At 71.2% G+C, this 23,561-nt stretch carries 22 protein-coding genes and 1 tRNA gene; 12 read left to right on the top strand and 11 right to left on the bottom strand.

Annotation, left to right across the window (positions count from 1 at the left end):
• Positions 1–261 precede the first annotated feature (261 nt).
• Positions 262–1,116 carry an ADP-ribosylglycohydrolase family protein gene (locus ACZ4FV_RS05910; RefSeq protein ID WP_465322017.1) on the top strand — a complete coding sequence of 285 codons (855 nt, stop codon included), beginning with the start codon at positions 262–264 and terminating at the stop codon, positions 1,114–1,116.
• A gap of 258 nt (positions 1,117–1,374) precedes the next feature.
• Here ACZ4FV_RS05910 and ACZ4FV_RS05905 read toward each other — a convergent pair.
• Positions 1,375–1,450, bottom strand: a tRNA-Thr gene (locus tag ACZ4FV_RS05905).
• An 85-nt stretch (positions 1,451–1,535) separates the two neighbouring features.
• Positions 1,536–2,345 (bottom strand): STM4013/SEN3800 family hydrolase, encoded by an 810-nt coding sequence (locus ACZ4FV_RS05900; RefSeq protein ID WP_395869252.1) that lies wholly within the window; start codon positions 2,343–2,345, stop codon positions 1,536–1,538.
• A 288-nt stretch (positions 2,346–2,633) separates the two neighbouring features.
• Between ACZ4FV_RS05900 and ACZ4FV_RS05895 the strand changes: the two genes are divergently transcribed.
• The 6 genes from ACZ4FV_RS05895 (at position 2,634) to ACZ4FV_RS05870 (ending at position 9,228) form a co-directional block, all read left to right on the top strand.
• A complete protein-coding gene (locus ACZ4FV_RS05895) occupies positions 2,634–3,482 on the top strand; it encodes an NUDIX hydrolase (protein ID WP_465321953.1) in 849 nt (282 codons plus the stop codon).
• On the top strand, positions 3,479–4,768 hold the full coding sequence (locus ACZ4FV_RS05890; RefSeq protein ID WP_395868955.1) for a lipopolysaccharide kinase InaA family protein: 1,290 nt from the start codon (positions 3,479–3,481) through the stop codon (positions 4,766–4,768). The genes ACZ4FV_RS05895 and ACZ4FV_RS05890 overlap by 4 nt, the downstream gene beginning before the upstream one ends.
• A gap of 66 nt (positions 4,769–4,834) precedes the next feature.
• Entirely contained in the window at positions 4,835–5,827 is a 993-nt protein-coding gene (locus ACZ4FV_RS05885) for a hypothetical protein (protein WP_395868953.1), read from the top strand.
• Positions 5,824–7,107, top strand: a complete 1,284-nt coding sequence (locus ACZ4FV_RS05880; protein ID WP_402239903.1) for an adenylosuccinate synthetase — start codon at positions 5,824–5,826, stop codon at positions 7,105–7,107. Before ACZ4FV_RS05885 ends, ACZ4FV_RS05880 begins: the two co-directional genes overlap by 4 nt.
• Positions 7,108–7,389: 282 nt before the next feature.
• The gene (locus ACZ4FV_RS05875) at positions 7,390–8,151 is read left to right on the top strand and encodes an electron transfer flavoprotein subunit beta/FixA family protein (protein WP_395868949.1); all 762 of its coding nucleotides are present in this window, start codon (positions 7,390–7,392) and stop codon (positions 8,149–8,151) included.
• Positions 8,152–8,268: 117 nt separating this feature from the next.
• On the top strand, positions 8,269–9,228 hold the full coding sequence (locus ACZ4FV_RS05870) for an electron transfer flavoprotein subunit alpha/FixB family protein (protein WP_395868947.1): 960 nt from the start codon (positions 8,269–8,271) through the stop codon (positions 9,226–9,228).
• Positions 9,229–9,352: 124 nt separating this feature from the next.
• On the opposite strand, the gene ACZ4FV_RS05865 is transcribed toward ACZ4FV_RS05870, so the two are convergent.
• The 3 genes from ACZ4FV_RS05865 to ACZ4FV_RS05855 form a co-directional block, all read right to left on the bottom strand.
• Entirely contained in the window at positions 9,353–9,775 is a 423-nt protein-coding gene (locus tag ACZ4FV_RS05865; protein ID WP_395868946.1) for a PIN domain nuclease, read from the bottom strand.
• Complete coding sequence (locus ACZ4FV_RS05860; protein ID WP_395868944.1) at positions 9,772–9,987, bottom strand: type II toxin-antitoxin system VapB family antitoxin; 216 nt, start codon at positions 9,985–9,987, stop codon at positions 9,772–9,774. The genes ACZ4FV_RS05865 and ACZ4FV_RS05860 overlap by 4 nt, the downstream gene beginning before the upstream one ends.
• A 195-nt stretch (positions 9,988–10,182) precedes the next feature.
• Positions 10,183–11,127: an EamA family transporter gene (locus tag ACZ4FV_RS05855; RefSeq protein ID WP_395868942.1), complete on the bottom strand. Its 945-nt coding sequence runs from the start codon at positions 11,125–11,127 to the stop codon at positions 10,183–10,185.
• 74 nt (positions 11,128–11,201) lie between these two features.
• On the opposite strand from ACZ4FV_RS05855, the gene ACZ4FV_RS05850 reads away from it, so the two are divergent.
• A complete protein-coding gene (locus tag ACZ4FV_RS05850; RefSeq protein WP_395868940.1) occupies positions 11,202–12,125 on the top strand; it encodes a LysR family transcriptional regulator in 924 nt (307 codons plus the stop codon).
• A 17-nt stretch (positions 12,126–12,142) separates the two neighbouring features.
• Here the strand turns inward: ACZ4FV_RS05850 and ACZ4FV_RS05845 are convergent, their stop codons facing one another.
• Positions 12,143–13,093: a hypothetical protein gene (locus tag ACZ4FV_RS05845; RefSeq protein WP_395868938.1), complete on the bottom strand. Its 951-nt coding sequence runs from the start codon at positions 13,091–13,093 to the stop codon at positions 12,143–12,145.
• A gap of 346 nt (positions 13,094–13,439) precedes the next feature.
• Here ACZ4FV_RS05845 and ACZ4FV_RS05840 point away from each other — a divergent pair, with 346 nt between their 5' ends.
• Entirely contained in the window at positions 13,440–15,167 is a 1,728-nt protein-coding gene (locus ACZ4FV_RS05840; RefSeq protein WP_465321952.1) for a choice-of-anchor A family protein, read from the top strand.
• 101 nt (positions 15,168–15,268) lie between these two features.
• Here the strand turns inward: ACZ4FV_RS05840 and ACZ4FV_RS05835 are convergent, their stop codons facing one another.
• Complete coding sequence (locus tag ACZ4FV_RS05835; RefSeq protein WP_395868935.1) at positions 15,269–16,486, bottom strand: amidohydrolase; 1,218 nt, start codon at positions 16,484–16,486, stop codon at positions 15,269–15,271.
• 145 nt (positions 16,487–16,631) lie between these two features.
• Between ACZ4FV_RS05835 and ACZ4FV_RS05830 the strand changes: the two genes are divergently transcribed.
• Positions 16,632–17,546 (top strand): SDR family oxidoreductase, encoded by a 915-nt coding sequence (locus ACZ4FV_RS05830; RefSeq protein WP_395868933.1) that lies wholly within the window; start codon positions 16,632–16,634, stop codon positions 17,544–17,546.
• A gap of 149 nt (positions 17,547–17,695) precedes the next feature.
• Here ACZ4FV_RS05830 and ACZ4FV_RS05825 read toward each other — a convergent pair whose 3' ends face one another.
• On the bottom strand, positions 17,696–18,910 hold the full coding sequence (locus tag ACZ4FV_RS05825; RefSeq protein ID WP_020551241.1) for an amidohydrolase family protein: 1,215 nt from the start codon (positions 18,908–18,910) through the stop codon (positions 17,696–17,698).
• A 157-nt stretch (positions 18,911–19,067) separates the two neighbouring features.
• Here ACZ4FV_RS05825 and ACZ4FV_RS05820 point away from each other — a divergent pair, with 157 nt between their 5' ends.
• A complete protein-coding gene (locus ACZ4FV_RS05820; protein ID WP_395868931.1) occupies positions 19,068–19,976 on the top strand; it encodes a LysR family transcriptional regulator in 909 nt (302 codons plus the stop codon).
• A 215-nt stretch (positions 19,977–20,191) separates the two neighbouring features.
• Here the strand turns inward: ACZ4FV_RS05820 and ACZ4FV_RS05815 are convergent, their stop codons facing one another.
• The 3 genes from ACZ4FV_RS05815 to ACZ4FV_RS05805 are packed head-to-tail and all read right to left on the bottom strand — an operon-like array spanning position 20,192 to position 22,226.
• Positions 20,192–20,962 carry an AIM24 family protein gene (locus ACZ4FV_RS05815; protein WP_395868929.1) on the bottom strand — a complete coding sequence of 257 codons (771 nt, stop codon included), beginning with the start codon at positions 20,960–20,962 and terminating at the stop codon, positions 20,192–20,194.
• Positions 20,959–21,579 carry an AIM24 family protein gene (locus tag ACZ4FV_RS05810; protein ID WP_402239970.1) on the bottom strand — a complete coding sequence of 207 codons (621 nt, stop codon included), beginning with the start codon at positions 21,577–21,579 and terminating at the stop codon, positions 20,959–20,961. The genes ACZ4FV_RS05815 and ACZ4FV_RS05810 overlap by 4 nt, the downstream gene beginning before the upstream one ends.
• 23 nt (positions 21,580–21,602) lie before the next feature.
• Positions 21,603–22,226 (bottom strand): AIM24 family protein, encoded by a 624-nt coding sequence (locus ACZ4FV_RS05805; RefSeq protein WP_395869248.1) that lies wholly within the window; start codon positions 22,224–22,226, stop codon positions 21,603–21,605.
• A gap of 472 nt (positions 22,227–22,698) precedes the next feature.
• On the opposite strand from ACZ4FV_RS05805, the gene ACZ4FV_RS05800 reads away from it, so the two are divergent.
• Positions 22,699–23,559, top strand: a complete 861-nt coding sequence (locus ACZ4FV_RS05800; protein WP_395869246.1) for an AAA family ATPase — start codon at positions 22,699–22,701, stop codon at positions 23,557–23,559.
• Positions 23,560–23,561 lie beyond the last annotated feature (2 nt).

Below are 23,561 nucleotides of genomic sequence, written 5' to 3'. Positions count from 1 at the left end.
CGCGGCGCGGAAACGTCTTGCAGTTGGACACGGCGCGAGGAGCATCACTCCGGAGAGGGACAGGTGGTGCGCGCGGGTCCGTACCGAATTGTGGCGTACGCCCTCGTACTCCGGCGCACGCAGGGCTCCCGACGCGACGACTGACGGACCATCAGGTTGCCACCCCCGGGCCACGGTACGCTCTACCGGCTTGCGTCGGCGAGGTGGGGCGCAGCCGCCGCGGGCGAACGACGCACCACCCGAGTGGGGGTCGTGGTCTCGATGTTGGTGGAACTCGCGGTCGGTGACGCGTACGGGGCCGGGTTCGAGTACGCGGATCGGTCGTTTGTGGCGCGAGGCAACACACTCGCCGGTTATGTGCAGCATCCTCGTCATCGTGACGTGCTGCCCGGCCGATACACCGACGACACGCAGATGAGTATCGCGGTCGCGGAATGGATACTCGGCGACGATCACGGAATCCCGGCGCTCGCGGACCTGTTCGTGCGGGCGTACAAGCGCGACGCGCGCGCCGGATACGCGCGGGGCTTTCGAGGCGTTCTGGAGGAAGTCGCGGACGGGGCGCAGCTCCTGGCGGTGCTGCGGCCGGAGAGCGACAAGAGCGGCGCGGCGATGCGCGCGGGTGTGCTGGGCCTGCTGCCCGACCTTGCCGAGGTACGCCGCACGGCGGCGCTGCAGGCCCGGATCACCCACCGCACGCTCGGCGGGATGACCTCGGCGACCGCCGCGGCGCTCGCGGTGCACTACTGCCGGTACGGCCTGGGCCCGGTCGCGGACCTGCCGACCTGGCTGGCCGCGACGTTGCCGGCCTCCACCGGCCCGGCGGTGTGGGCCACGCCGTGGCGCGGCAAGGTCGGTTCGCCCGGCATGGACAGCACCCGCGCGGCGATCACCGCGCTGGCCGCGAACACCGGCACGGCCGCGCTGCTGAAGGCGTGCGTGGCGTACACCGGCGACGTGGACACGGTGGCCACGATCGCGCTCGCGGCGGCGAGTTGCTCCGCGGAGTACGCCCAGGACCTGCCGCCGGCGCTGTTGGCGGGCCTGGAGAACGGCCCGTACGGGCGGGACCATCTCGCGGGCCTGGACGCCCGGTTGACGGCCCGGTTCGGCTGAGTGTCGCCGCCGGCACCGCCCCGACCGTTTCCGGGGGGTGTGGGCCGGTGAAAGGTCGGCGAAAGACCGCCCCCGAGTCGTCCCGAGGCGCGCGCGGGCGACGCGACGGGATGGGCGGAAAGACGGTCGGCCCGAACCGCCGTCGGGCGACGCGCCGGACGGGCCTGCCGGCGGCTCGGTGACACCCCGGTCGGGCGACGAGCCGGACGCGCGAAACACGAGAGGCCCCCCGGCGGACCGGGGGGCCTCTCGCTTGCCTGGAGCCCCAATACGGAATCGAACCGTAGACCTTCTCCTTACCATGGAGACGCTCTACCGACTGAGCTATTGGGGCCTGCGCGGCGAAAACTTACCGGATCCGCGTTCGGTTCGCCAACTTGATCCACGAGCGGGTCCCGGGCCGGTTCGCCGGAGCGTGTTCACCACTCGCCGGGGCTCATCGTGAACTGCGCGTAGGGGACCGTCCAGACCACGTCGCGCGCGTCGGCCGTGTCCGCTTCGCCGCCCTCGGCGTAGGCGGTTCCGTGGTCGCTGGTGACGATCGCGAAGCAGGGCCTGCGGCAGCTCATGGCGCGAAACAACCGCCCGATGTGTCGGTCGACGTACTCCAGCGCGGCGGCGTGGGTGTCGCGGTTGTCGCCGTCGGCGGCGGTGGCACCGGGGGTGTGGAACCAGTTCGGGTGGTGGATGGCCGCGACGTCGACGAGCAGGAACAGCCGGCGGTCCGGGTCCAGGCCGCCGACCACCAGTTCGGCGCGGGCGACCTGGGCCTCGAACGAGATCGGTGAGGTGACGCCGAGTTCGGGGTCCCAGTGGCTCTCGGCGAACATGCCCGGCAGCACGGAGTCGAGCGCGCCCTGCTTGTCGAAGCAGCCGACGCCGCCGATGCACGCGGTGTGATAGCCCGCCTTGGTCAGCGCGCTGGGCAGGTCCGGGGTGTCGAACTGCCACGTGTGCGCGTTCGTGGACTCGGTGTCGCCGAGCCGGGCGGCGAACAGGCGCGGGTGCGGGCCGGGACCCGCGGGGGTGGGCAGGTAGCCCGCGAGGAACGCGGTATGCGCGGCGAAGGCCAGGCTGGCCGGGGTGAATCGGCGCTGCCAGCCGCCCTCGGGCAGGACCCGGGAGAGGTTGGGCAGCCGGCCGGCCGCGGCGAGTTCGACGGCCACGTCGTACCGCAGCGCGTCGAGCGTGACGAGCAGTAGGTCCTGCTCGCCGACGACGGCGTTCATGTCGGGACCGGTCATATCGGACATGCCACCTTCTCCGCTTCTGCTCGGGTGTTCCGGGCCGCCGCCGGTGGCCCGCACGCGGGCGGCGAATGGATCGCCCATGCCTACCAGAGGGAGGCGACTCTTCGAGGGATAACCCCCTCGCCGGTGTCCGGGTCGCCGTGTATGTTGTTCTCAATCTAAGAACATCTCATTCGGAGAACAACCGTCGCGTCGGTATCGGGAACGTGAACCGCCGGGGCCGCGTCGGACGTGCAGCGCAGTGGGCACATCGGAGGGAAGTGCGACATGGCCGACACCGCCATCACCGAACGCGACTGGCTCGCGTCCTACGACCCCAGAGCCTGGGAACCGATCGCGGTGACCGTCGACATCGTGGCGCTGACGATTCGTCAAATCACCGGCGCGGCCGGGGGCGACCCCGACGGCGCGGCCGAAGGCCCGGCCAAGGCGCTGCACGTGCTGCTCGTGCGGCGCGGCGAGATGCCCTTCGCGGGCCGGCTCGCGCTGCCCGGCGGCTTCGTGCGGCCCGTGGTCGACCCGGACGGCACGCGGCGCGAGGAGGACCTCGGCGAGGCCGCCGAGCGCGAACTGGCCGAGGAGACCGGGCTCGCCGCCGGCGCCCGGCTCGACCGGGTGCACCTGGAACAACTCGGCACCTACGGTGCGCCCGGGCGCGATCCGAGGATGCGGATCGTCTCGGTCGCGCACCTCGCGTTCGCGCCGGACCTGCCCGACCCGACCGCCGGCGGCGACGCCGCGCACGCCCTGTGGGTGCCGGTGGCCGACGTCGATCCCGGCGCGCTGGCCTTCGACCACGCGCGCATCCTGGCCGACGGCCTCGAGCGCGCCCGCGCCAAACTCGAATACTCGCCACTGGCCACCGCGTTCGCGGGTGAGGAGTTCACCGTCACCGAACTGCGCGAGGTCTACCAGGCGGTGTGGGGACAGCCCATGCACGCCGGCAACTTCCATCGCAAGGTGCTGTCGGTGCCCGGCTTCGTCCGCGACACCGGCGCCACCACCGCGCGCGGCGGGGCTCGCGGCGGTCGCCGCGCCCGGCTGTACCGCGCGGGCCCCGCACGTCTGCTGCACCCGGCGCTGCTGCGCCCGTCCCCGGAGGAGGACTCCCGATGACCAGGACGCCCGGCACCACCTCGACCACGCCCACCACCTTCGAAGCCGCGCTCGACCTGCTGGTCGGAGCGCCGGATCCGCAAGGTGTCTTCGGGCCCTACGACGGCACGCCGGAGGCCTGTCTGCGTGCGGGCAACCGCACCTACCGACAGTTGGCCCGCCTGCTCCACCCGGACACCGCCCCGGCCGCCCGCCGGGCCGAGGCCGCCGCGGCCTTCACCGAGCTGGGCGAGTTGTGGAACCGCTATCAGCAGGACATCACCGGCGTGACCGGCCGCCAAGTGGTGATCACCACCAAGCGCCGGGTCTACTCGGTCGGCGAGGAGCGCGCGAGCGGCGACATCGCCACGCTGTACAAGGTCGGCTACCGGGCCGAGGACGACGGCGAGGCGCGCGCGCTGCTCAAGCTGCCGCGCTCGGTCGCCGACAACGACCTGATGGAGCGCGAGGCCACCGCACTGGAGCGGATCGCCCGCGAGGGCGACCCCGAGTACGCGAACTACGTGCCCCGGCTGATCGAGACCTTCCGGCACCGGGACGCCAAGTCGGGTGTCGAACGGCGTGCCAACGTGATCGAACGGGTGCGCGGCTTCCGCTCGTTGACCGAGGTGCGCGAGGCGTACCCGGACGGGCTGGACGCGCGCGACGTGGCCTGGATGTGGCGCCGCCTGCTGGTGGCGATCGGGTACGCGCACCGCGCCGGCGTCGTGCACGGCGCGATCACCCCCGACCACGTGCTGATCCACCCACGCGAGCACGGCCTGGTCCTGGTCGACTGGTGCTACTCGGTGCTGCTCGACGGCCCGGGCGACGCCGCCCGACCGGAGGCGATCCTGCGCGCCAAGGCGGTCGAGCACGTGCCCGCGATGATCGACCGGCACGCGGACCTGTACCCGCCGGAGATCCCCGGAAAGCAGCCGCCGGAGACCGCCGCCGACGTGTACATGGCGACCAAGTGCGTCACCGGCCTGCTCGCCCCGGACGCGCCCAAGCCGCTGCTGCGCTTCGCCCGGGGCTGCTCGTTGCCGGCTCCCGCGCGCCGCCCGCACGACGCGTGGAAGCTGCTCGGCGAGCTGGACGAACTGCTCGGCAAGCTCTACGGCCCGCGTCGCTTCCGGCCGTTCGCGATGCCCACGCGGCGCGAGCCGCGAGCCGCGGGCGGCGCCGACCGGACCGAGCGCGCCGGCGGCGAACCGGCCGACGGCAAGCCGGCCGCGAGCAAGCCGGCCGCGGGCACATCGACCGGGGGCGGGTCGGTCGCCGGCGGGTCCGTCGATTCCGTATAGAGCCGGCGCGGCCCGACGGCCGTCCCGGCGCAGTGATCCATTCGTCCCGATCGGGGAGTGAGCACCATGGGCAGTGGCAACTGGTCCACCAACGTCTACGACGCGGCACAGAGCTACAACGCGGCCGCCGGCCGCAGCGCGTTCCACTACAACCACGTCACCAAGCACAGCACGCCGCGCAGCGCCTGGAAGGCGCACGCGGACCTGGACCCGACCCTGGCGAGCACGCGGGAGAGCCGGGACAGCGACGAGCACCCCACGTCGCTGGCCATCTCGGTGCTCTTCGACGTGACCGGCTCGATGCTTCGGGTTCCGCAGACCCTGCAGACCAAGCTGCCCGAACTGTTCGGCCTGTTGCTGCGCAAGGGCTACGTGCAGGACCCGCAGATCATGTTCGGCGCGATAGGGGACGCGACGTGTGACCGAGTCCCGTTGCAGATCGGCCAGTTCGAGTCGGACAACCGGATGGACGACCAGCTCGGCAACATCCTCCTGGAGGGTGGCGGCGGTGGACAAAAGCGCGAATCCTACGAGCTGGCGCTGTACTTCATGGCCCGGCACACCTCGATCGACTGTCACGAAAAGCGCGGCAAGCGCGGCTACCTGTTCGTGATCGGCGACGAGATGCCCTACCGCAAGGTGCGCCGTTCCGAGGTCAAGGAGTTCATCGGCGACGACCTCGCCGAGGACATCCCGATCGAGCGCATCCTGGCCGAACTCCAGCGGATGTACGAGGTCTACTACATCCTCCCGGCCGGATCGTCCTACGTGGGCGACGCCGAGGTGCTGGGCGAGTGGAAGGGCCTGCTGCGGCAGAACGTGATCGAACTCGACGATCCGGACGGCGTGTGCGAGACGATCGCGCTGACCATCGGACTCGCCGAGGACGCGATCGACCTGGACGAGGGCCTGGACCACCTGCGCGAGGTGGGCGCCACGGCCCAGGTCGCGAACGTCTCCAAGGCGCTGGCGTCCTACGCCCGCGCCGGCGGCGGCGTGGCCGTCTCCGGCTCGCTGCCGGGCCTGGACGGCGACGGCACGGGCACCCCGCGTCTGTGACCCCACGTCATGTCGCGGTCGTCGACCTGGGGTTCGGCGACGCGGGCAAGGGCACCACGGTGGACCGGCTGTGCGCGCGAGCGCGCGAGGAGGGACGGCCGGTCCACGCCGTGGTGCGCTTCAACGGCGGCGCGCAGGCCGCGCACAACGTGGTCACCGACGACGGGCGGCACCACACGTTCGCCCAGTTCGGCTCGGGCACCTTCACCCCGGGCACGCGCACCCACCTGTCCCGGTTCATGCTGGTGGACCCGCTCGCGCTGGCGGCCGAGGCCGAGCACCTGCGCGGGCTCGGCGTGCCCGACCCGTTCGCGCTGCTCACCGCGGACCGGGAGGCGCTGCTGACCACGCCGTACCACGCGGCGGCCAACCGGGCCCGGGAGCTGGCCCGCGGGGCCGATCGGCACGGGTCGTGCGGGATGGGCGTGGGGGAGACCGCGGCGTTCGCGCTGGCCCACCCCGAGGCGGCGCCGCGGGTGGGGGACTGCGGCTCGCCGCGGCTGTTGCACCGCCGGCTGAGCGCCGTACGGGACGCGCTGAGCGCCGAATTCGGGACACCGCTGGGGCCGGACGTGGCGGCCTGCGCGGAGGCGTTCCTGGGCTTCGGGCGGGCGGTGCGGGTGGTGGATCGCGCGTACGCGCGCGAGCTGCTGCGCGGCGGTCCGGTGGTCTTCGAGGGCGCGCAGGGCGTCCTGCTCGACGAGTGGCACGGGTTCCACCCGTACACGACGTGGTCGACCACGACGTTCGCGAACGCCGAGACGCTGGCCACCGAGGCGGGCGAGCCGCTGTATCGGCTCGGCGTGCTGCGCACCTACACCACCCGGCACGGCGCGGGGCCGCTGCCCACCGAGGACGCGGCGCTGACCGCCGCGTTGCCGGACGCGCACAACGGGACCGGGCGCTGGCAGGGCGCGTTCCGGGTCGGCCACTTCGACGCGGTCGCGCATCGGTACGCGGTCGCGGTGTGCGGGGGCGTGCACGGGCTGGCGCTCACCCACGCGGACGTCCCCGGGCGGGCGCCGGTGGGCGTGGTCCGGTCGTACCGGGGTGTCGAGCCCCGAGTGGGTCCGGACGGCGACCTCGCGCATGCCGAGAGTTTGACCGGGCACATGTTCGCCGCGCGGCCGGTCGTGGAGCCGGGGCCGGCGCCCGCGGCGTGGCCGGAATTCGTCGCTGCCGAACTGGGTGCCCCGGTGACCTTGCTCTCGTTCGGACCGCGTACCGGTGACAAGCGTGAGGAGCCGGTACTAGGCTCCTATTACTCTCCGGTAACATAGCTGTCGGGGGGTCCGCGGGAGGTCGAGTTCGGGTCGGTGGTCAGCGGCTTTACCGGAACCGCGTACTCTCGAAGCAGAAGTTGACGGACCGTCAGAACTGAATGTGCCCTGTGTCACGCGTGTGCCCCCGCGCGGGCGTGGCATCGTGGCGCGAAGATCGATGGATCTTGGGGCCGGAACCGTGGGCCTGTCGCCGACCCGGTCGACGGGCATGACACCCTCGGACCGGCACCTGGGTGACCGGACGACCACAGGAGAACTGTTGTGAAAATCGTTGTCTGCGTGAAGTACGTACCCGACGCGACCGGGGACCGGGGCTTCAACGACGATGGCACCACCGATCGCGAGTCGGTCGACTCCCTGCTGTCGGAGCTGGACGAGTACGCGATCGAGCAGGCTCTCAAGATCGTGGAGTCCGGCGTCGAGGCCGAGATCACGTACCTGACGGTCGGTCCGGACGATGCCAAGGACGCGCTGCGCAAGGCGCTGGCGATGGGCGGCGACAAGGCCATCCACGTCAACGACGACGACATCGCGGGCACCGACGCGCTGGGCACCTCGCTGATCCTGGCGAAGGCGATCGAGCACGCCGGCTTCGACCTGGTCCTGTGCGGCATGGCCTCCACCGACGCCTCGATGGGCGTCGTGCCGGCCATGCTGGCCGAGCGCCTGGGCGTCCCGCAGGTCACCTACCTGGACGAGATCGCGGTCGAGGGCGGCACCGTCAAGGGCCGTCGCGAGGGCGACGTCGCCACCGAGCGCATCGAGGCCGCGCTGCCCGCCGTCGCGTCGGTCACCGACCGCACCGGCGAAGCCCGTTACCCGTCCTTCAAGGGCATTATGGCGGCCAAGAAGAAGCCGCTGGAGTCGCTCGACCTGGACGACCTGGGCATCGAGTCGGACCAGGTCGGCCTGTCCGCCGCGTGGTCGATCGTGGACACCGCGACCAAGCGCCCGCCGCGCGCCAAGGGCGAGGTCGTCGAGGACGAGGGCGAGGGCGGCGTGCAGCTCGCCGCGTTCCTCGCCGCCAAGAAGTTCATCTGAGTCGGTCAGCAGCACCGGACTGTTTCGACACGTTTGTGGCGGTCGCTCCCGGAGCGACCAAGCATCGCAACCCGGCCGGAGAAATCCGGGCTGTACCGGACAAGGAGAGAACCCCACATGGCCGAGATTCTCGTTCTCGTCGACCACGCCGACGGCGCGGTCCGCAAGCCGACCCTGGAACTGCTCACGCTGGCCCGCCGCCTTGGTGAGCCCGCCGCGGTCTTCCTGGGCAAGGGCGCCGAGGGCGCCACCGAGACACTGGGCAAGTACGGCGCGCAGAAGGTCTACGTCGTGGACGCTCCCGAGGTCGACGACTTCCTCGTCGCCCCGGCCGTCGACGCGCTCACCCGGATCGCCGAGAGCGGCGAGCCGGGCGCGATCCTGGTCGCCTCCTCCGCCGACGGCCGCGAGATCGCGGCGCGCGTCGCGGTGCGTCTGGAGTCGGGCCTGATCACCGACGCCGTCGACGTCGAGGCCGGCGCCGACGGCCCGGTCACCGAGCAGTCGGTGTTCGCCGCGACCTACCAGGTCAAGGCGCACGTCACCAAGGGCACCCCGATCATCACCGTCAAGCCCAACGCCGCCACCCCGGAGGAGGCCCCGGCCACCCCCGCCGTGGAGGCCGTGACGGTGGACTTCAGCGCCGCCGCCACCGGCACCAAGGTCGTCTCGCGCGCCCCGCGCGAGAAGTCCGACCGCCCGGAGCTGACCGAGGCCGACATCGTCGTCTCGGGTGGCCGCGGCGTCAACGGCGCGGAGAACTTCCACGTGATCGAGTCGGTCGCGGACGCGCTCGGCGCGGCCGTGGGTGCCTCGCGCGCGGCGGTGGACGCCGGTTGGTACCCGCACAGCCACCAGGTCGGCCAGACCGGCACCCAGGTCTCGCCGCAGCTCTACATCGCGGTGGGCATCTCCGGCGCGATCCAGCACCGCGCGGGCATGCAGACCTCGAAGACCATCGTGGCGATCAACAAGGACGAGGACGCGCCGATCTTCGACCTGGTCGACTACGGCGTGGTCGGCGACCTGTTCAAGGTGATGCCGCAACTCGAAGCGGAAATCAACAAGCGCAAGTAGCGCACGGGGGCGCCTTCCAGGCCCCTTCGCGCGCGTGACGACCCCGCACCGGGACGACCGGTGGCGGGGTCGATCCATTCCCGCCGGGCCGACACGGGCGCCGGCGAGTCCCCGCCCCCGGACGCTACTTGCCGGCCGCCGGGCCGTACCACTGGAGTGCCTGCCCGGTAACGGCCGCGATGCAGTCGAAGTCTCGATCGCGGTGCAGGAGTGTCAGGCCCTGGAGTTCCGCCGTGGCCGCGACGACCAGATCCACGGCTCCGGCGCTGCGATGATGCCCCCGATCGGTGAGTTCGCCCTGGACCTGCCAGGCGCGGTCGTACGCCCGGTCGTCCACCGGAACCCAGCCGAACAGCAGCCGCATGTCCTCGATGCCCCGGGCCCGGTCCGCCGCCGTACGGGCGCTGTAGAAGAATTCGAGTTCGGTGATGGGGCAGGTCGCGATGAGGCCGGCCCCGGCGGCTTGGTCCCAGCCGAATTGCTCGGCGTCACCCCGCATGAATCGCGCGAGCGCGCTGGTGTCGATCAGGAATTGCGCGGCGCTCACCGACGGTAGTTTCGCTTGTCCTCGAGGACATCGAGGTCGAAGGCATCGGCGTCGGCCGCCGCACGCAACCGAGTGAGCGCGAGTGCACGCCGCCGATTGTCCAGGACTTCGCGGAGGGCGGTGTTGACCGTCTCCCGCTTCGTGCCGGTTCCCAAGGCCTGGGCCACGGCGGCGACCAGATCGTCGTCGAGGTCGATCACGGTTCGAGCCATCGATGCACCTCCGTTGATATCATCTATTGCGTCAATGATATCCGATCCGGAATCCGGGTGCCGGCCAGTGCCGGTCGCGGGTCCGCACGCGGGACCTCGGCGGCCTCGTTGGGGTGGAGCGCAGCCGCCATTCGTTGAATATGTTCCGAAATCCAGGGTGGCTCGAGGCCGGCCATCGGCGCCCGCGAGGTCGGGTCAGGTTCGGGTGCCGCCGGTGGCTTCGAGGGGGAGTGGGGGGAGTGGCAGGTTGGTGGACGACGCGGTGGGGGTGGTCGGGGGCGGCTTGGGGGTGCCGGTGAAGGTTGCCAGGCCGATGCCGATGAGGACGATCGCGGCGCCGAGGGATTCGAGCCGGCCGGGGCGTTCGCCGAGGATGGCCCAGGCGGTGACGATGCCGACGATCGGGACGAGGAGGCCGTAGGGGGCCACGGCGGAGGCGGAGCGGCGGCCCAGGAGGGCGAACCACAGGCCGTAGCCGAGCCAGGAGGACAGTACGACGGTGAAGGCCAGGCCGCCGACGCCGCTCCAGGAGGCGGAGGTGAGCGCGTCCAGGTCCCGGCCGGGGCCCTCCACCGTCAGCGACAGAGCCAGCAGCGGAAGCGGTGCGGCGAGCGCGGACCACACCACCAGGCCGGTGCCGCCCGGGATGCCCGCCTTCCGGGTGAGCATGTTGCCGAAGCCCCAGGACGCCCCCGCGCCGATCACCAGTACGAAGGGCCACAACGACGCGCCCTGGCCCCGCCCGAACGCGATCACGCCCATCCCGAGGGCGGCCACCGCGAGCGAGATTAGCCGGGTCCGGCCCGGGATCTCGCGCAGCATGACCACCGCGAACAGCACGGTGAACATCGCCTGGCACTGGATCACCACCGAGGACAACCCGGCCGGCATCCCCGCGTGCATCGCGCTGAACAGGAACGCGAATTGGCCCACGTTGACCGTGAGCCCGACCCCGATGATCAGCCACCAACTCGTCTTCGGCCGCTTGATGAACAACACCGCCGGAAACGCGACGAGGGTGAACCGCAGCGCGGCCAGCAGAAAGGGCGGGAAGTCGTCGAGGCTCGCGTCGATCGCGACGAAGTTCACTCCCCAGATCACGCTGACGAGCGCGGCCCACAGGGAATCGGTACGGGTCATGATCAGAAGTGTGTGGCCCGGCCATCCATCAGGTCCATCTACATTTTCCGGACTTCAATCGGTAGTTTTCCTTTATGGAACTCAAGCGACTGAACATTCTGCGCGCGCTCGACGAACACGGCACCGTCGCCGCCGCCGCGCAGTCGCTGCACCTGACCCCGTCCGCCGTCTCGCAGCAGTTGGCCGTGCTCGCCCGCGAGGCGGACGCGGTGCTGCTGGAGAAGCACGGTCGCGGCGTACGCCTGACCGCCTCGGCGCACGTGCTGCTCGGCCACGCCGACGCGATCGCGACCCGCCTGGAGCAGGCCCGAGCCGACCTCGCGGCGCAGCGCGACGGGCGGATCGGCCGGGCCCGGATCTCCGCCTTCCCGTCCGGCATCTCCGGCCTGGTCGGGCCGGCGCTGGCCCGGCTCAAGGTGAGCCATCCGGGCTGGCGCTTCGAGGTGGTCCAGTACGAGACCGAGGAGGCGCTCCCGCTGCTGCCCGCCCGGGAACTGGACGTGGCGGTCGTGATGACGCACCCGGACATGCCCGCGCCCGACCATCCGCGGATCGAACTGCACCCGTTGTTGGACGAGCCGTTCGAGATCGCGCTGCCCAGCGGGCACCCGCTGGCCGAGCGGGCCGAGGTGTCCCTGGCGGCCGACCTCGCCGACGCCGACTGGATCATCACCGCGCCCGGGACCGCGTGCCACGGGTTGCTCCTGACGGCCTGTCATCAAGCCGGGTTCCAACCCCGCCTGGTGCACACCTCGACCGACTTCGGCGCTCAACTGGCGCTGGTGGCGGCCGGTCTGGGGGTGACGATCATCCCCCGGCTGGCCCAGCCGGCCCTGCCGTCCGGCGTACTGCTGCGGCCGATCGCCGCGCCCGCGCCGCGTCGGCATCTGATGGCGGCGGTCCGTCGGGGGTACGGCCCGTCGCCGCTGCTGAGCACGCTGCGGGCGGTCGGCGCGGAGCTCGCGGCCCGGGACCGAGCGGGAGCCGGCCGGCTCTGAGGGCCGGCCGCCCCCGGTCAACCCCGCGCGGCGGCCTCGGGCGTCTCGGCGGGATCCGGATCCGGCGTGCCGGAAGGCTCCTGCGGTTCGTGCTTGCCGAAGTACGCGACGGCCACCGCGCCGGAGACCGCGAGCACGAAGCCCAGCACGGCCATCCAGGCCAGTCCGTCCCGCGAGGTGTCGCCGAGCCACAGCACGCCCACCGCGCCCGGCACCACCGTCTCGCCGACCACGAGCGCCGCCGTCGCGCCGTTCACCGAGCCGATCTGCAACGCGATGGTGTGCAGGTACATCCCGCCGATGCCACCGATCAGTACCGCGTACAGCGCCGGGTCGGCGGCCAGCTTGCCCAGGTCGAACGGGTCGACGCCGTCCAGGATCCGTACGCCGATACCGAGTCCGCCGAAGCCGAGTCCGGAGAGCAGGCCCGCGACGATCGCGCCGTTGGCGCCGAGGAAGCGGACCAGCACCGTGCCGCCGACGATCACCACGAACGTGACGATCAGCACCCACCAGTGCGTGGCGCGCGGACTGTGCCCGTCGCCCTCGGGCCCGGCCGCGATGCCGAGCAGGACCAGCGCCCCGCAGACCACCCCGATCGAGGTCCAGTCGGCCCGGTACAGCTTGATTCCCAGCAGCTTGATCCCGAGTACGGCGGTGATCACCAGGTTCGCGCTGATGATGGTCTGGGACAGGAACAGCGGGAGCAGCCGAGCGGCCAACGCGCCCAGCGCGAAGCCGACGAAGTCGAGCAGGGTCCCGACGATGAACTCCCACGTGACCGCGGCCTTGGCGGTCGAGGACAGGCTCGGACCGCCGTACCCGGTCACCTGGGCGGTGCCGCCGCCCCGCTCGGCCCGCTTGGCCTCCTCCTCGCGCGCGGATCGCCGCGACCCGACCGCTTGCAGCACCGACCCGACGCCGTAACACGCGGAGGCCGCGACAGCGGTGACCAGTCCGACGATCACAGAAGACTCCCATGCACCAAGATTTCGGATGTACCGCGAGGACGGCTACGGACACCCTGCCGGCCACGCGAGGGTGCGACGCACGACCCCCGCGGCGGCCCGTCCGCGCGCGGCTCGATGCCGACCCTCGCGCGGCGCCCTCCCCGCCTCGTCTCGCCACGCCAACGATCGTGTTCCGTACCCGGTTTCCGATTCGGACCGGCGGATCACATCCCATACCTGCGGCGTAGGCGGACCGTACGCATCTCGGTTGACGACGAGCGACGCGCCGCCTCGGAAGAGGCATTCGGGGGAATCTCCTGCGCGCCTTGTGACGATTTGTAGACTTATGTCCGATCTTTCATGAATGCACAGGAAACCGAACGCCCGGATCCGCGCGACGGGCCTCGCGCTGTCCGGAGTCGTCACCCTCGGCGGTGTGATCCTCGTCTGCGTGTTCGCTGTCATGGGCTTCGCCAAGCCGCTGCCCGGCGGCCTCGGCCCCTGTATTCCAGGGACCTGTCCGGACACCTCGAATGTCGAACCCAACTCCGGTCCGATCCTGGGTCGAGACAACGGCATCAACATGTTCGTCGGCGGTGACTGGTCCGTGCGCGGATCCGCCGCGGAGGCCGAGGGCAAGCTGGTCGCCCTCGGCAACTTCGACTTGAACAAGACATCCCCACCCGGGTCCAGCGTCTACAACGTGGGCGTCGTGGGCGTCGGCACCCGGGTGCCCCCCGACAACGGTACGGACTTCCTCACCGTCGGCGGCAACCTCACGGTCGCGACCGGCCAGAGCCTGCTCGCCGAGGAGGGAGCGGTCAGTGGCGTGGTGCGCTACGCGGGCAACTTCACCGGTGGCACCGTGACGCCTGCCCCGGTGAAGGACGGGTCCGCGGCGGCGCCGTACGCCGGGCTGCGGCCCCAGTTGACCGACTCCTCGAGCTGCTACGCGTTCCCGGACGGGAGGCTTCGCGCCGCCACGGGCACTGCCACGAACGTGGGCTTCGAGACGCTGTTCACCGGTGACGGTACGTCCGATCTCCAGGTGTTCAACGTCGACTTCGACATGGTCAATCCCAATCCCATGACCAACGGAGACCAGGGCATCTCGTTCGTCGGAATCCCCGCGACCGCCACGGTCCTGGTCAACCTGACCGGAACGACCCGGGTGATCAGCTCCTTCATCGGCAGCACGAGCATCCCCGCCGGGCTGCGCGAGCGGCTGCTGTGGAACTTCCCCGAGGCCACGTCGGTGACCATCAAGGGCTCTGCCCAGTTCCAGGGCAGCGTGCTGGTGGGCAACCCGGCGAGCACCACGACCGTGTCGGTGCCGGGGATGAACGGGCGGTTCTTCACGGCCGGTTCGTTGATCCACGAGTCGACGTCGGGTTCCGAGTTCCACCGGTACCCGTTCGACGGTGACCTGCCGGACTGCGGCGGACCCACGTCGGCGTCGCCGTCCGTGTCGCCGTCGACCAGCCCGTCGGCCTCGCCGTCGGCCTCGCCGTCGGCGTCTCCGTCGACGTCCCCGTCCGCTTCGCCTTCGGCGAGCCCGTCCGCCTCCCCGTCGGCGAGTCCTTCGGCCAGCCCGAGCGCGAGCCCCTCGGCTTCGCCTTCGGCCTCCCCGTCCGCGTCTCCTTCGGCCAGTCCGTCGGCTTCCCCGTCGGCGTCGCCGTCCGCGTCTCCTTCGGCCAGTCCGTCGGCTTCCCCGTCGGCGTCTCCGTCCGCGTCTCCTTCGGCCAGTCCGTCGGCTTCCCCGTCGGTGTCGCCGTCCGCCTCGCCGTCGGCCAGTCCGTCCGGCTCCTCCTCGGCCTCGCCCTCCGCCAGCAAGTCGGCCGTACCCTCCGGTGCGCACACCAAGCCGCACGGCGGCGCCGGTGGTGGCCACGCCGGCGGCCCGGGCAGCGGCCACGGCGGTAACGGTGGCGGTGGTGACGGCGGTGGGATCGGCGGATCCGGTGGATCGCACCTCGCGCACAGCGGGATGCCCGGCAGTGCCGCGGTACTGCTCGGTGGAAGTGCGATCGTCATCGGCATCGGTGTGGCCCTGATGTTCATCTACCGCTCGCGTGGTCGTAGCCGCGCGTAGCACCCATCCGACCCCCGAACGGCCCCCGATCTCCGAGGAGATCGGGGGCCGTTCCTACCTCCGGCGGCCGGTCCCGTCTCGGCGGCCGTCGTCGAGGGCCGCTACCCGAGCCAGGCGCCCGCCGCGATCAGGAGCGCGCGTACGCCGGTCTCGATGGTCGGCTCGATCACCGGCGCGAAGTACGGCGAGTGGTTGGCCACCACCGGTCGGCTCGGACCGTCCGGACCGAAGTCGGCCGGGTCGTCGCCGCCGAACATCCAGAACACCGACGGCACGCCGGCCTCGGTCGCGAACAGGCCGAAGTCCTCGCTCGCGGACGCCGGGCCCATGATCCGGACCCGCTCCTCGCCCAACGCCGCCGCGTGCGCGGCCCGGACCCGCTCGGTCTCGGTCACGTCGTTGACGGTGACCGGGAAGTTGTGGATCGTCTCGATCTCCGGGTCCCTCGGCGCGCCCGCCCCCTGCGCCTCGGCAACCGTCAACCGCTCGATCGCGGCCAACACCCGGGCCCGCACACCCTCGTCGAAGCTGCGTACGTTGACGCCCAGTTCGGCCTCGGCCGGGATGATGTTGTCCTTCGTGCCGGCCTGCAACCGGCCCACCGTGACCACGGCCTGCTCCATCGGACCCACCGTCCGGGAGACCACCGTCTGCAACCGCATCACCAACGACGCGGCCATCACCACCGGGTCCACCGCGTGTTCGGGCTGCGACCCGTGTCCGCCCCGGCCGTGCAGCCGGATGGTGAGCGAGTCGGCGGCGGCCAGCATCGTGCCCGGGCAGTGCGCGAGCATCCCGGCCGGCCCGGGGGCCACGTGCTGACCGAGCACCACGTCCGGACGGGGGAAACGCTCCAGGAGCCCGTCGTCGAGCATCGCCCGCGCGCCCCGACCGATCTCCTCGGCCGGTTGGAACAGCGCGACCACCGTCCCGTGCCACGTGTCGAGGTGGGTCGCGAGCACCTGGCACGCACCCAGCAGGCAGGTCACGTGGACGTCGTGCCCGCACGCGTGCATCACCGGTACGCCGTCCGCGGTGGTGACCGTCGACGCGTAGTCGAGCCCGGTTGCCTCGCGGACCGGCAGCGCGTCCATGTCCGCGCGCATCCACACCGTGGGTCCGTCCCCGTTGCGCAGCACCGCGACCACACCGGTGCCGCCGACGCCCCGGGTGACCGTCCAGGCCGTGTCGAGCCGTTCGGCGATCACGTTCGCGGTGCGGTGTTCGTGGAAGGAGAGTTCGGGGTGCGCGTGCAGGTCCCGGTAGAGCTCCGCGAGGCCGGGCGGAACCTCGTCCGGTCCGGTCGGCAGGTTCCCCATGGGGCAGCTCCTTTCGCGACCCGCGCGCCGTGCGCGCGTCGTTCGACCGCGTGGTCCGACAAAGGATGTACGCGGCAACGGTCTCAACATACTGTGACCTCCGTAGCGGTCGTCGGAAGCGGTCGACAAGCATCGGAGGGGTCACATGAGCGGGATCTGCGAGGGACGCGTCGTCGTCGTGACGGGTGCGGGCAACGGCATCGGGCGGGCGCACGCGCTGGCGTTCGCGGCCGAGGGTGCCAAGGTCGTGGTGAACGACCTCGGCGGCGCGCGCGACGGCACGGGCGCGTCGGCGGGTCCGGCGCAGGCCGTGGTGGCGGAGATCGTCGCGGCGGGCGGCGAGGCGGTGGCCAACACCGACGACATCTCCGACTTCGCCGGTGCCGAGGCGCTGATCGGGCAGGCGACCGAGACCTATGGCCGGCTCGACGTCCTGGTCAACAACGCGGGCATCCTGCGCGACCGGATGCTGACCAACATGTCCGAGGCGGAGTGGGACGCGGTGATCAGAGTCCACCTCAAGGGCACCTTCGCGCCCGCGCACCACGCGGCGGCGTACTGGCGGGGGCTGGCCAAGGCGGGCGAGCACGTCGACGCCCGGATCATCAACACCAGTTCACCGTCCGGCATCTTCGGCAACGTCGGCCAGACCAACTACGGCGCCGCCAAGGCCGGTATCGCGGGCTTCACCATCATCGCGGCGCAGGAACTGGGCCGCTACGGCGTCACGGTCAACGCGATCGCCCCCACCGCGCTCACCCGGCTGACCGAGGACCTGGCCGGTTTCGCCGACGAGGACGCCGCCGCGAAGCTCGCCGAACAACTCGCTCCCGAGCACATCGCCCCGCTGGTGGTCTGGCTCGGCAGCCCCGCCTCGGCCGGCGTCACCGGCCGGGTCTTCTCCGTCACCGGCAGCTCGATCAGCGTCGCCGAGGGCTGGTCCAACGGGCCCACGATCGACAAGGGCGCCCGCTGGACGCCCGCCGAACTCACCGAGGTGATCCCGGACCTGGTCGCCAAGGCCGCCGGCAACGCCGACATGAGCGGCACCCGCAAGTAGTCCACCCGAAAGTGCTTCGGTCCCTGGGGCGGCCGCCGTCGATTTCGCTTCGGGCGGCGGCCGTTGCCACGGCGAGGGCGCCGCACGAACGAAGCCGCCGGCCGCGCCCCGGGGGAGTGGGGTGCGGCCGGCGGGGGTTGGGCGGTGGGCTACTTCGTGATGCCGAAGCGCTCCAGGCCGAAGGCCTTGATCGCGTTGGTGCGGAAGAGCTTGTCGCACTCGGCCTGGGTCAGACCCGCCTTCGTGGCGATGTCGAAGGCGACCTTGTGGGTGTTCGGGAAGGTCGAGTCGGCGTGCGGGTAGTCGACCTCGAAGCAGATCTGGTCGATGCCGATCACGTCGCGGTTCCGCAGGCCGATCTCGTCGTCGAAGATGCAGCCGTAGATCCGGTCCTGGATGTACGAGCTGGGCTTCTGGGTCAGCGACGAGCCGAACGCGTTGTCGTCGCGCTCCTCCCAAAGCTTGTCCGCGCGCTCCATCACGTACGGCATCCAGCCGACCTGGCCCTCGGCGTAGGCGATCTTCATCTTCGGGAAGCGGTCGAAGACACCGGAGAAGATGTAGTCGACCATCGAGCCCATGGCGTTTTGGAAGGTCAGCACCGAGGAGACGATGAACGGCGCGTCCGGCGACGTGGACGGCATCTTCGAGGACGACCCGATGTGCATGCAGACGATGGTGTTCGTCTCCTCGCACGCCCGGAAGAACGGGTCCCAGAAGCGGTCCTTGTCGTGCACCGACGGCAGTCCCAGCGGAACCGGGTTCTCCGAGAAGGCGACCGCGAACGAGCCCTTCGCCGCGCACCGCCGCACCTCCGCGGCGGCCAGGTTCGCGTCCCACAGCGGGATGATCGTCATCGGCAGCAGGCGGCCCTTGCCGTCACCCGCGCACCACTCGTCGATCATCCAGTCGTTGTAGGCCTGCACGCACAGCAGCGCGAGTTCCTTGTCCTCGCGCTCGTAGAACGCCTGGCCGCAAAAGCGCGGCAGGATGTTCGGGAAGCACAGCGACGCGTCCACGTGGTTCGCGTCCATGTCCTTGAGCCGCTCGGACTGGATCCACGCGCCCGGCCGAATGTCGTCGAAGGTGACCGGCGTCACGTCCAGGGTGTCGAAGCCGACCGCGGCCGAGAGCTTGGGGAACGGGTAGACCAGGTCGTCGTACAGCCACCAGTCGCACCACTCGCCGTCCTCGACACCGCGCTCGTAGGAGAACACGCCGCCGATGAAGTTGAACTTCGCCTTGTCGCGCACCACGCGCGGGCCCCGGTCCTTGTACTTGGCGGGCAGCCGCGAGGTCCACAGGTCCGGGGGCTCGACCACGTGGTCGTCCACGGAGATGATGCGCGGGATCTCAAGCGTCATGACCTGCTCCTAGGTGCACGTGCGGTGGGCCTCGGTGGCGGCGGTGGCCCCGCTTGCTGCGCGTGGACCCTGCGCTCTCCAGGAAACCTGCTGACGGGTCGTCAGCCAAGCCCCTGTTCTTGCTAACGTTATGCCGACACGGCATAGGTGGGTATCCATGGAACTGCGCGACCTGAGATGTTTCCTGGCCGTCGCCGAGGAACGGCACTTCGGCCGGGCCGCGGCACGGCTGTACCTGTCCCAACCGATGGTCAGCAAGGCGGTGCGCCGTCTGGAGCAGCAACTGGGCACCCGACTGGTGGACCGATCCTCGCTGCCGGTGGCGCTCACGCCGCTGGGCGAGGTGTTCCGCAGTCGGCTCGACGAGTCGTTGCGGGTGCTCGACGACGCGTGCGCCGAGGTGCGTCGGCGGGCCAGTTGGGACGCCGATCAGGTGCGCGTGGGATATACCTCGGGCCTGGGCCCATCACTCGTGTCCGCCGCGATCTCCGCGCTGCACATCCGCCACCCGGCGCTGCGCGTGCAGTGGACCAGCGAGCCGACCGCCCGTCAGGTGGCCGACGTGCGCGAGGGTGTCCTGGACGCGGGGCTGGGCTGGCTGCCGGACCTGGGCCCGGGCTTCGAGTCCGCGCGGGTCGGTACGTTCGCCTTCGTCGCGCTGCTCCCGCAGGAACACGCGCTCGCCGGGCGGTCGTCGGTGAACCTGACCGAGTTGGTCGGCAGCGGCGAGCCGGTCGTGGTGTGGCCGCGGCAACCGCACCCCCGGCTGTTCACCCGCGTCACCGAGGCGCTGCGGCGGTCGGGGGCGACCGAGATCGTCGAGGCGTACGGCAGCGTGGACGACGTGATCGCGCGCGTGGTGGATCGCCAGGGGGTGGGCCTGTCGCCGCGCGGGTGGGCCCGGCAGCGTCCCGTGCGCGGGGTCGTCCAGGTCCCGCTGACGGGGGCGCCGGACGTCGCGGTGACCGCCTTCTGGCGGGCCGACGCGGACCACGAGGGGGTCGGCGTACTGGTCCAACTGCTGCGCGAGGTGGCGGCGGCCAGCGACCTGGCCGATCAGCTCTGAGCGTGCCGCACACCGCATCCGCCCGCGCGGCCCCCGGTGACGCGTGCCCGCGGCCCGAGTGCGCTTCCGCACGACCCCGCACACCGCGTCCCGGCGCGCGGCCCCGATGGCGCGCGATCGTGCCCGAAGCGTTGGCGAGGCCCTTCACCGTCCCCAGTAAAGGGCCTCCCCTGCTCAACGGCGCGGCCCCGTCGCCGGTTCCCGCCGCGCCGGACTCATTGCAACAGGCGCCCCAGCCGTCCCGGCAGGTTGGGCAGCCCGGGAATCCCCGGCGTGCCCTGCTGCCCGGCGGGCTGGTTGGCCGCCGCGGCCTGGGTCGGGATCAGATTCGGGTCGATGGAGATCTCCGAGGACTGCATCAGCACCGTTCCGCTACCGACGAAGTCGTACTGGTGCTCCTCGCCGGACGCGCCGCCCAGACCGGTCAACCGCCGCGCCATGCCCAGCGCGCCGCGCATGTACTTGGTGTCGAAGTGGTGGCACGGCGTCGGGCAGTCCGCCCAGCCGAGCAGTGCCTCGGGGTCCACCCGGATCGGCGGCTCGACGAAGTGCACCGCGCCGTTGGAGGCGGCCACGAACTTGCCGGTGCCGATCAGGGTGACGAACCCCGGCACGATCGACTGCTTCAGGTCCAGGCCGGGCTGGAACGCGAGCAGGTTGGCCGCCCGGATGGTCAGGTTGCCCAGTTCCAGGTCGTACGAGTTGACGTCGAAGCCGCGGTCGGCGAGCAACAACCGGCCCTTGCCCTGCGCGACGATCCAGTCCTGGATGTACAGCGGCGAGTTGAAGTTCGCGGTGACCAACCGGTCGAGCGCGCCGACGCCCAGCGCCTCGAACTTGATCCGCCCGTAATAGGCGATCATCTTGCCCTTCTGCACGAACCACTCGCCGTCGAGTGCCACGCAGAAGGCGTACGGATTGACGTTGTCGTCCTCCGGCAGCGTTCGTGCGTCGAACACCGCGGGGCCGGAACCGAGGGCGGTCACAACTTCTCCTCGCTCGCCTGGACGTAGACCGTGCCCGTGCCCGACAGTTCCAATTGGAACGCCTCGCCGGAACCGCGTCCGATCACGTCGCGCCAACCCACGTTGGCACCGATCCGGTTGTCGATTCGGCCGCGATGTGCCACATATGCCTGCGGGTCGACGTGGATCGAGCGGCCCGGCTGGACCGGCAACTCGATCACGCCGCCGTGCGCGAGCACCCCGCACCAGCCGTGGCCGGTCAGCGTCGTGGTGAACAGCCCCTGGCCGGTCACCTGGCCGCGGATCATGCCGCGCACGCCGCCCTGCGAACCCATGAACATCGTGCCCTGCTGCAACGAGTCCTCGAACACGAGCAGCCGGTCCGCCTCCACATGCAGGGTGTCCCCGGTGATCTGGATCAGGTGCACGTGCCGGCCCGCGTGGCCGAACATCACCGTGCCGTCGCCCTCGGCCTTCATCAGCGGTACCGACTCGCCCGCCAGCCGCCGCCCGATCATCCCGCCGACGCCTTGGGCTCCGGTGGTGGTCGGGGTGAAGGAGACCTCGCCCCGGTAGGCCAACATCGCGCCGCGCAGGCAGTACAGCGTCTGCCCCGGACGTACGGTGGCCTCGATCATCTTGGAGTTGACCTGGTCGAACGTCACGTCTGGCCCCCGATGGTCTGCCGCTCGGTGGGCTGTACGTAGACCAGCCCCTCGCCCTGGAAGCGCAGCTGCACGCTCTCGCCGGATCCCTCGCCGATGAAGGTGCGCCAGTTGACGTCCTTGACGAACTCCTTGCGGAGTTGCCCGGTGTGCGCGACATACGCCCCCGGGTCCACCGACAGCGGTTCGCTCTGCGACACCCGCAGTACGATGGCCGGCCCGTCGGAGGTGACCGCGACCGTGCCCTGACCGGACACGGTCGTGGTGAACAGACCCTGGCCGCTGGTCGCGCCGCTGAGACCGGTGAACTCGGTGCCGGTGCGCAGACTCTGGTCGACGGCGAGCAGGTTGCTCGACTCGACGTGCAGTGTCTCGCCGGTCAGCTGGACGAGATTGATCTCGGTGGCCCGGTCGGCGAACCAACAGGTGCCCTCACCGCTCACCTCCATGAGGGTCATGCCCTCACCGGTGAGACGACGGGTCACCATGCCGCGCAGGCCCTCGCCCCCACCCGACAGTCGTTTGAAGGTCATCCGTCCGTCATAGGCGATCATCGTCCCGTTCCGGGCCTTGACCGCCTCTCCGCTCATGCCCACCGCGAGAACTCGCGTGCCATGCATCACAAAGGTCGCCACGGTCCGGAAGCTAGCAGCGGGCCACCGGTTGCCGGAGGGTGGAAACCCCTCATCTTGCCGGGGTTTTACCAGCGGCGGGGCGATCGGCTGCGGGACCGCGGGTGCGGGAGGAAGCGGTGGTGTCGCCGGGACGACCGGGGCAGCGGTGGGGCGTCGTCGCCGGAACCGGCACGCGGTGCGACGGGCGCCTCGGTGGAGGACGCGGACGGCGCCCGCCCGCCGGGTCCGGCCTGCCCGGTGGAGCCGACCCGGGAAGAGCGGAGAACTCCCCACATGTCGGCCGTTCGGCGTCGGGGGTCGGGCATGTGACGGTCTGTCAGGTGCATCGGGTGGCGATTCGGGCGGTACGGCCACGCCGTTGCGTCGGCGCGGAGGGCCTCTTGTAGCTTGAGAGGGCAGCCGGCCGGATCCGGCGCATCGGCAGGCCGCGGACCGCGAGGAGTGCACCACCATGACGATGTTCGCCTCGCCCGAGGACGCCCGCAGTCGGCTCGGCGCCGTCGACTACCTGACCGACCCCGGCATCGCGACCGCCGTCTTCCTGGCCGACGCGCTCGGCAAGCCGCTGCTGATCGAGGGGCCGGCGGGGGTCGGCAAGACCGAGCTGGCCAAGGCGGTCGCCGCGGCCGGCTCCGCCGAGCTGATCCGGTTGCAGTGCTACGAGGGCCTGGACGAGTCCCGGGCGCTGTACGAGTGGGACTACCGCAAACAACTGCTGCGCATCCAGGCGGGCGTGGACGGGTGGGACGAGGCGCGCGCCGGGATCTTCGCCGAGGAGTTCCTGCTGGCCCGGCCGCTGCTGACGGCGATCCGTCGGGACGAGCCGACCGTGCTGCTGATCGACGAGACGGACAAGGCGGACGTCGAGGTCGAGGGGCTGTTGCTGGAAGTGCTCTCCGACTTCCAGGTCACCATTCCCGAGCTGGGCACGATCACCGCCTCACGGCGCCCGTTCGTGGTGCTCACCTCGAACGCGACGCGCGAGCTGAGCGAGGCGCTCAAGCGGCGCTGCCTGTACCTGTACATCGACTACCCGACGCCGGAGCGCGAGCGGGACATCGTGCTCACCCGGGTGCCCGGCATCCGCGCGCAACTCGCCGAACAGGTGGTCCGCACCGTCGCGTCGCTGCGCGCGTTGGAACTCAAGAAGGCGCCGTCCATCGCCGAAACCCTGGACTGGGCACGGACGTTGATCGCGCTGGAGGCCGACGTGCTGGACGAGGAGGCGATCGCGCGCACGCTCGGCGTCGTGCTCAAGCACTCCTCCGACCACACGCGGGCCGCGAAGGAACTCGGCCTGCCCGGCATCGGCGGCTGATC

It is taken from the genome of Embleya sp. NPDC025285 (assembly GCF_055558835.1).
Note: the sequence above shows the minus strand (reverse complement) of the source record. Positions and strands in the feature narration are given on the sequence as shown.

What these genes read in the sequence shown, in the direction of transcription:
- ACZ4FV_RS05840 (WP_465321952.1), top strand. Translation starts at nt 13,440, where the DNA reads ATGCACAGGAAACCGAACGCCCGGATCCGCGCGACGGGCCTCGCGCTG.
- ACZ4FV_RS05850 (WP_395868940.1), top strand. Translation starts at nt 11,202, where the DNA reads ATGGAACTCAAGCGACTGAACATTCTGCGCGCGCTCGACGAACACGGC.
- ACZ4FV_RS05825 (WP_020551241.1), bottom strand. Translation starts at nt 18,910, where the DNA reads ATGACGCTTGAGATCCCGCGCATCATCTCCGTGGACGACCACGTGGTC.
- ACZ4FV_RS05835 (WP_395868935.1), bottom strand. Translation starts at nt 16,486, where the DNA reads ATGGGGAACCTGCCGACCGGACCGGACGAGGTTCCGCCCGGCCTCGCG.
- ACZ4FV_RS05910 (WP_465322017.1), top strand. Translation starts at nt 262, where the DNA reads ATGTTGGTGGAACTCGCGGTCGGTGACGCGTACGGGGCCGGGTTCGAG.
- ACZ4FV_RS05810 (WP_402239970.1), bottom strand. Translation starts at nt 21,579, where the DNA reads ATGATCGAGGCCACCGTACGTCCGGGGCAGACGCTGTACTGCCTGCGC.
- ACZ4FV_RS05870 (WP_395868947.1), top strand. Translation starts at nt 8,269, where the DNA reads ATGGCCGAGATTCTCGTTCTCGTCGACCACGCCGACGGCGCGGTCCGC.
- ACZ4FV_RS05820 (WP_395868931.1), top strand. Translation starts at nt 19,068, where the DNA reads ATGGAACTGCGCGACCTGAGATGTTTCCTGGCCGTCGCCGAGGAACGG.
- ACZ4FV_RS05860 (WP_395868944.1), bottom strand. Translation starts at nt 9,987, where the DNA reads ATGGCTCGAACCGTGATCGACCTCGACGACGATCTGGTCGCCGCCGTG.
- ACZ4FV_RS05805 (WP_395869248.1), bottom strand. Translation starts at nt 22,226, where the DNA reads ATGCATGGCACGCGAGTTCTCGCGGTGGGCATGAGCGGAGAGGCGGTC.
- ACZ4FV_RS05885 (WP_395868953.1), top strand. Translation starts at nt 4,835, where the DNA reads ATGGGCAGTGGCAACTGGTCCACCAACGTCTACGACGCGGCACAGAGC.
- ACZ4FV_RS05890 (WP_395868955.1), top strand. Translation starts at nt 3,479, where the DNA reads ATGACCAGGACGCCCGGCACCACCTCGACCACGCCCACCACCTTCGAA.
- ACZ4FV_RS05895 (WP_465321953.1), top strand. Translation starts at nt 2,634, where the DNA reads ATGGCCGACACCGCCATCACCGAACGCGACTGGCTCGCGTCCTACGAC.
- ACZ4FV_RS05830 (WP_395868933.1), top strand. Translation starts at nt 16,632, where the DNA reads ATGAGCGGGATCTGCGAGGGACGCGTCGTCGTCGTGACGGGTGCGGGC.
- ACZ4FV_RS05855 (WP_395868942.1), bottom strand. Translation starts at nt 11,127, where the DNA reads ATGACCCGTACCGATTCCCTGTGGGCCGCGCTCGTCAGCGTGATCTGG.
- ACZ4FV_RS05900 (WP_395869252.1), bottom strand. Translation starts at nt 2,345, where the DNA reads ATGAACGCCGTCGTCGGCGAGCAGGACCTACTGCTCGTCACGCTCGAC.
- ACZ4FV_RS05800 (WP_395869246.1), top strand. Translation starts at nt 22,699, where the DNA reads ATGTTCGCCTCGCCCGAGGACGCCCGCAGTCGGCTCGGCGCCGTCGAC.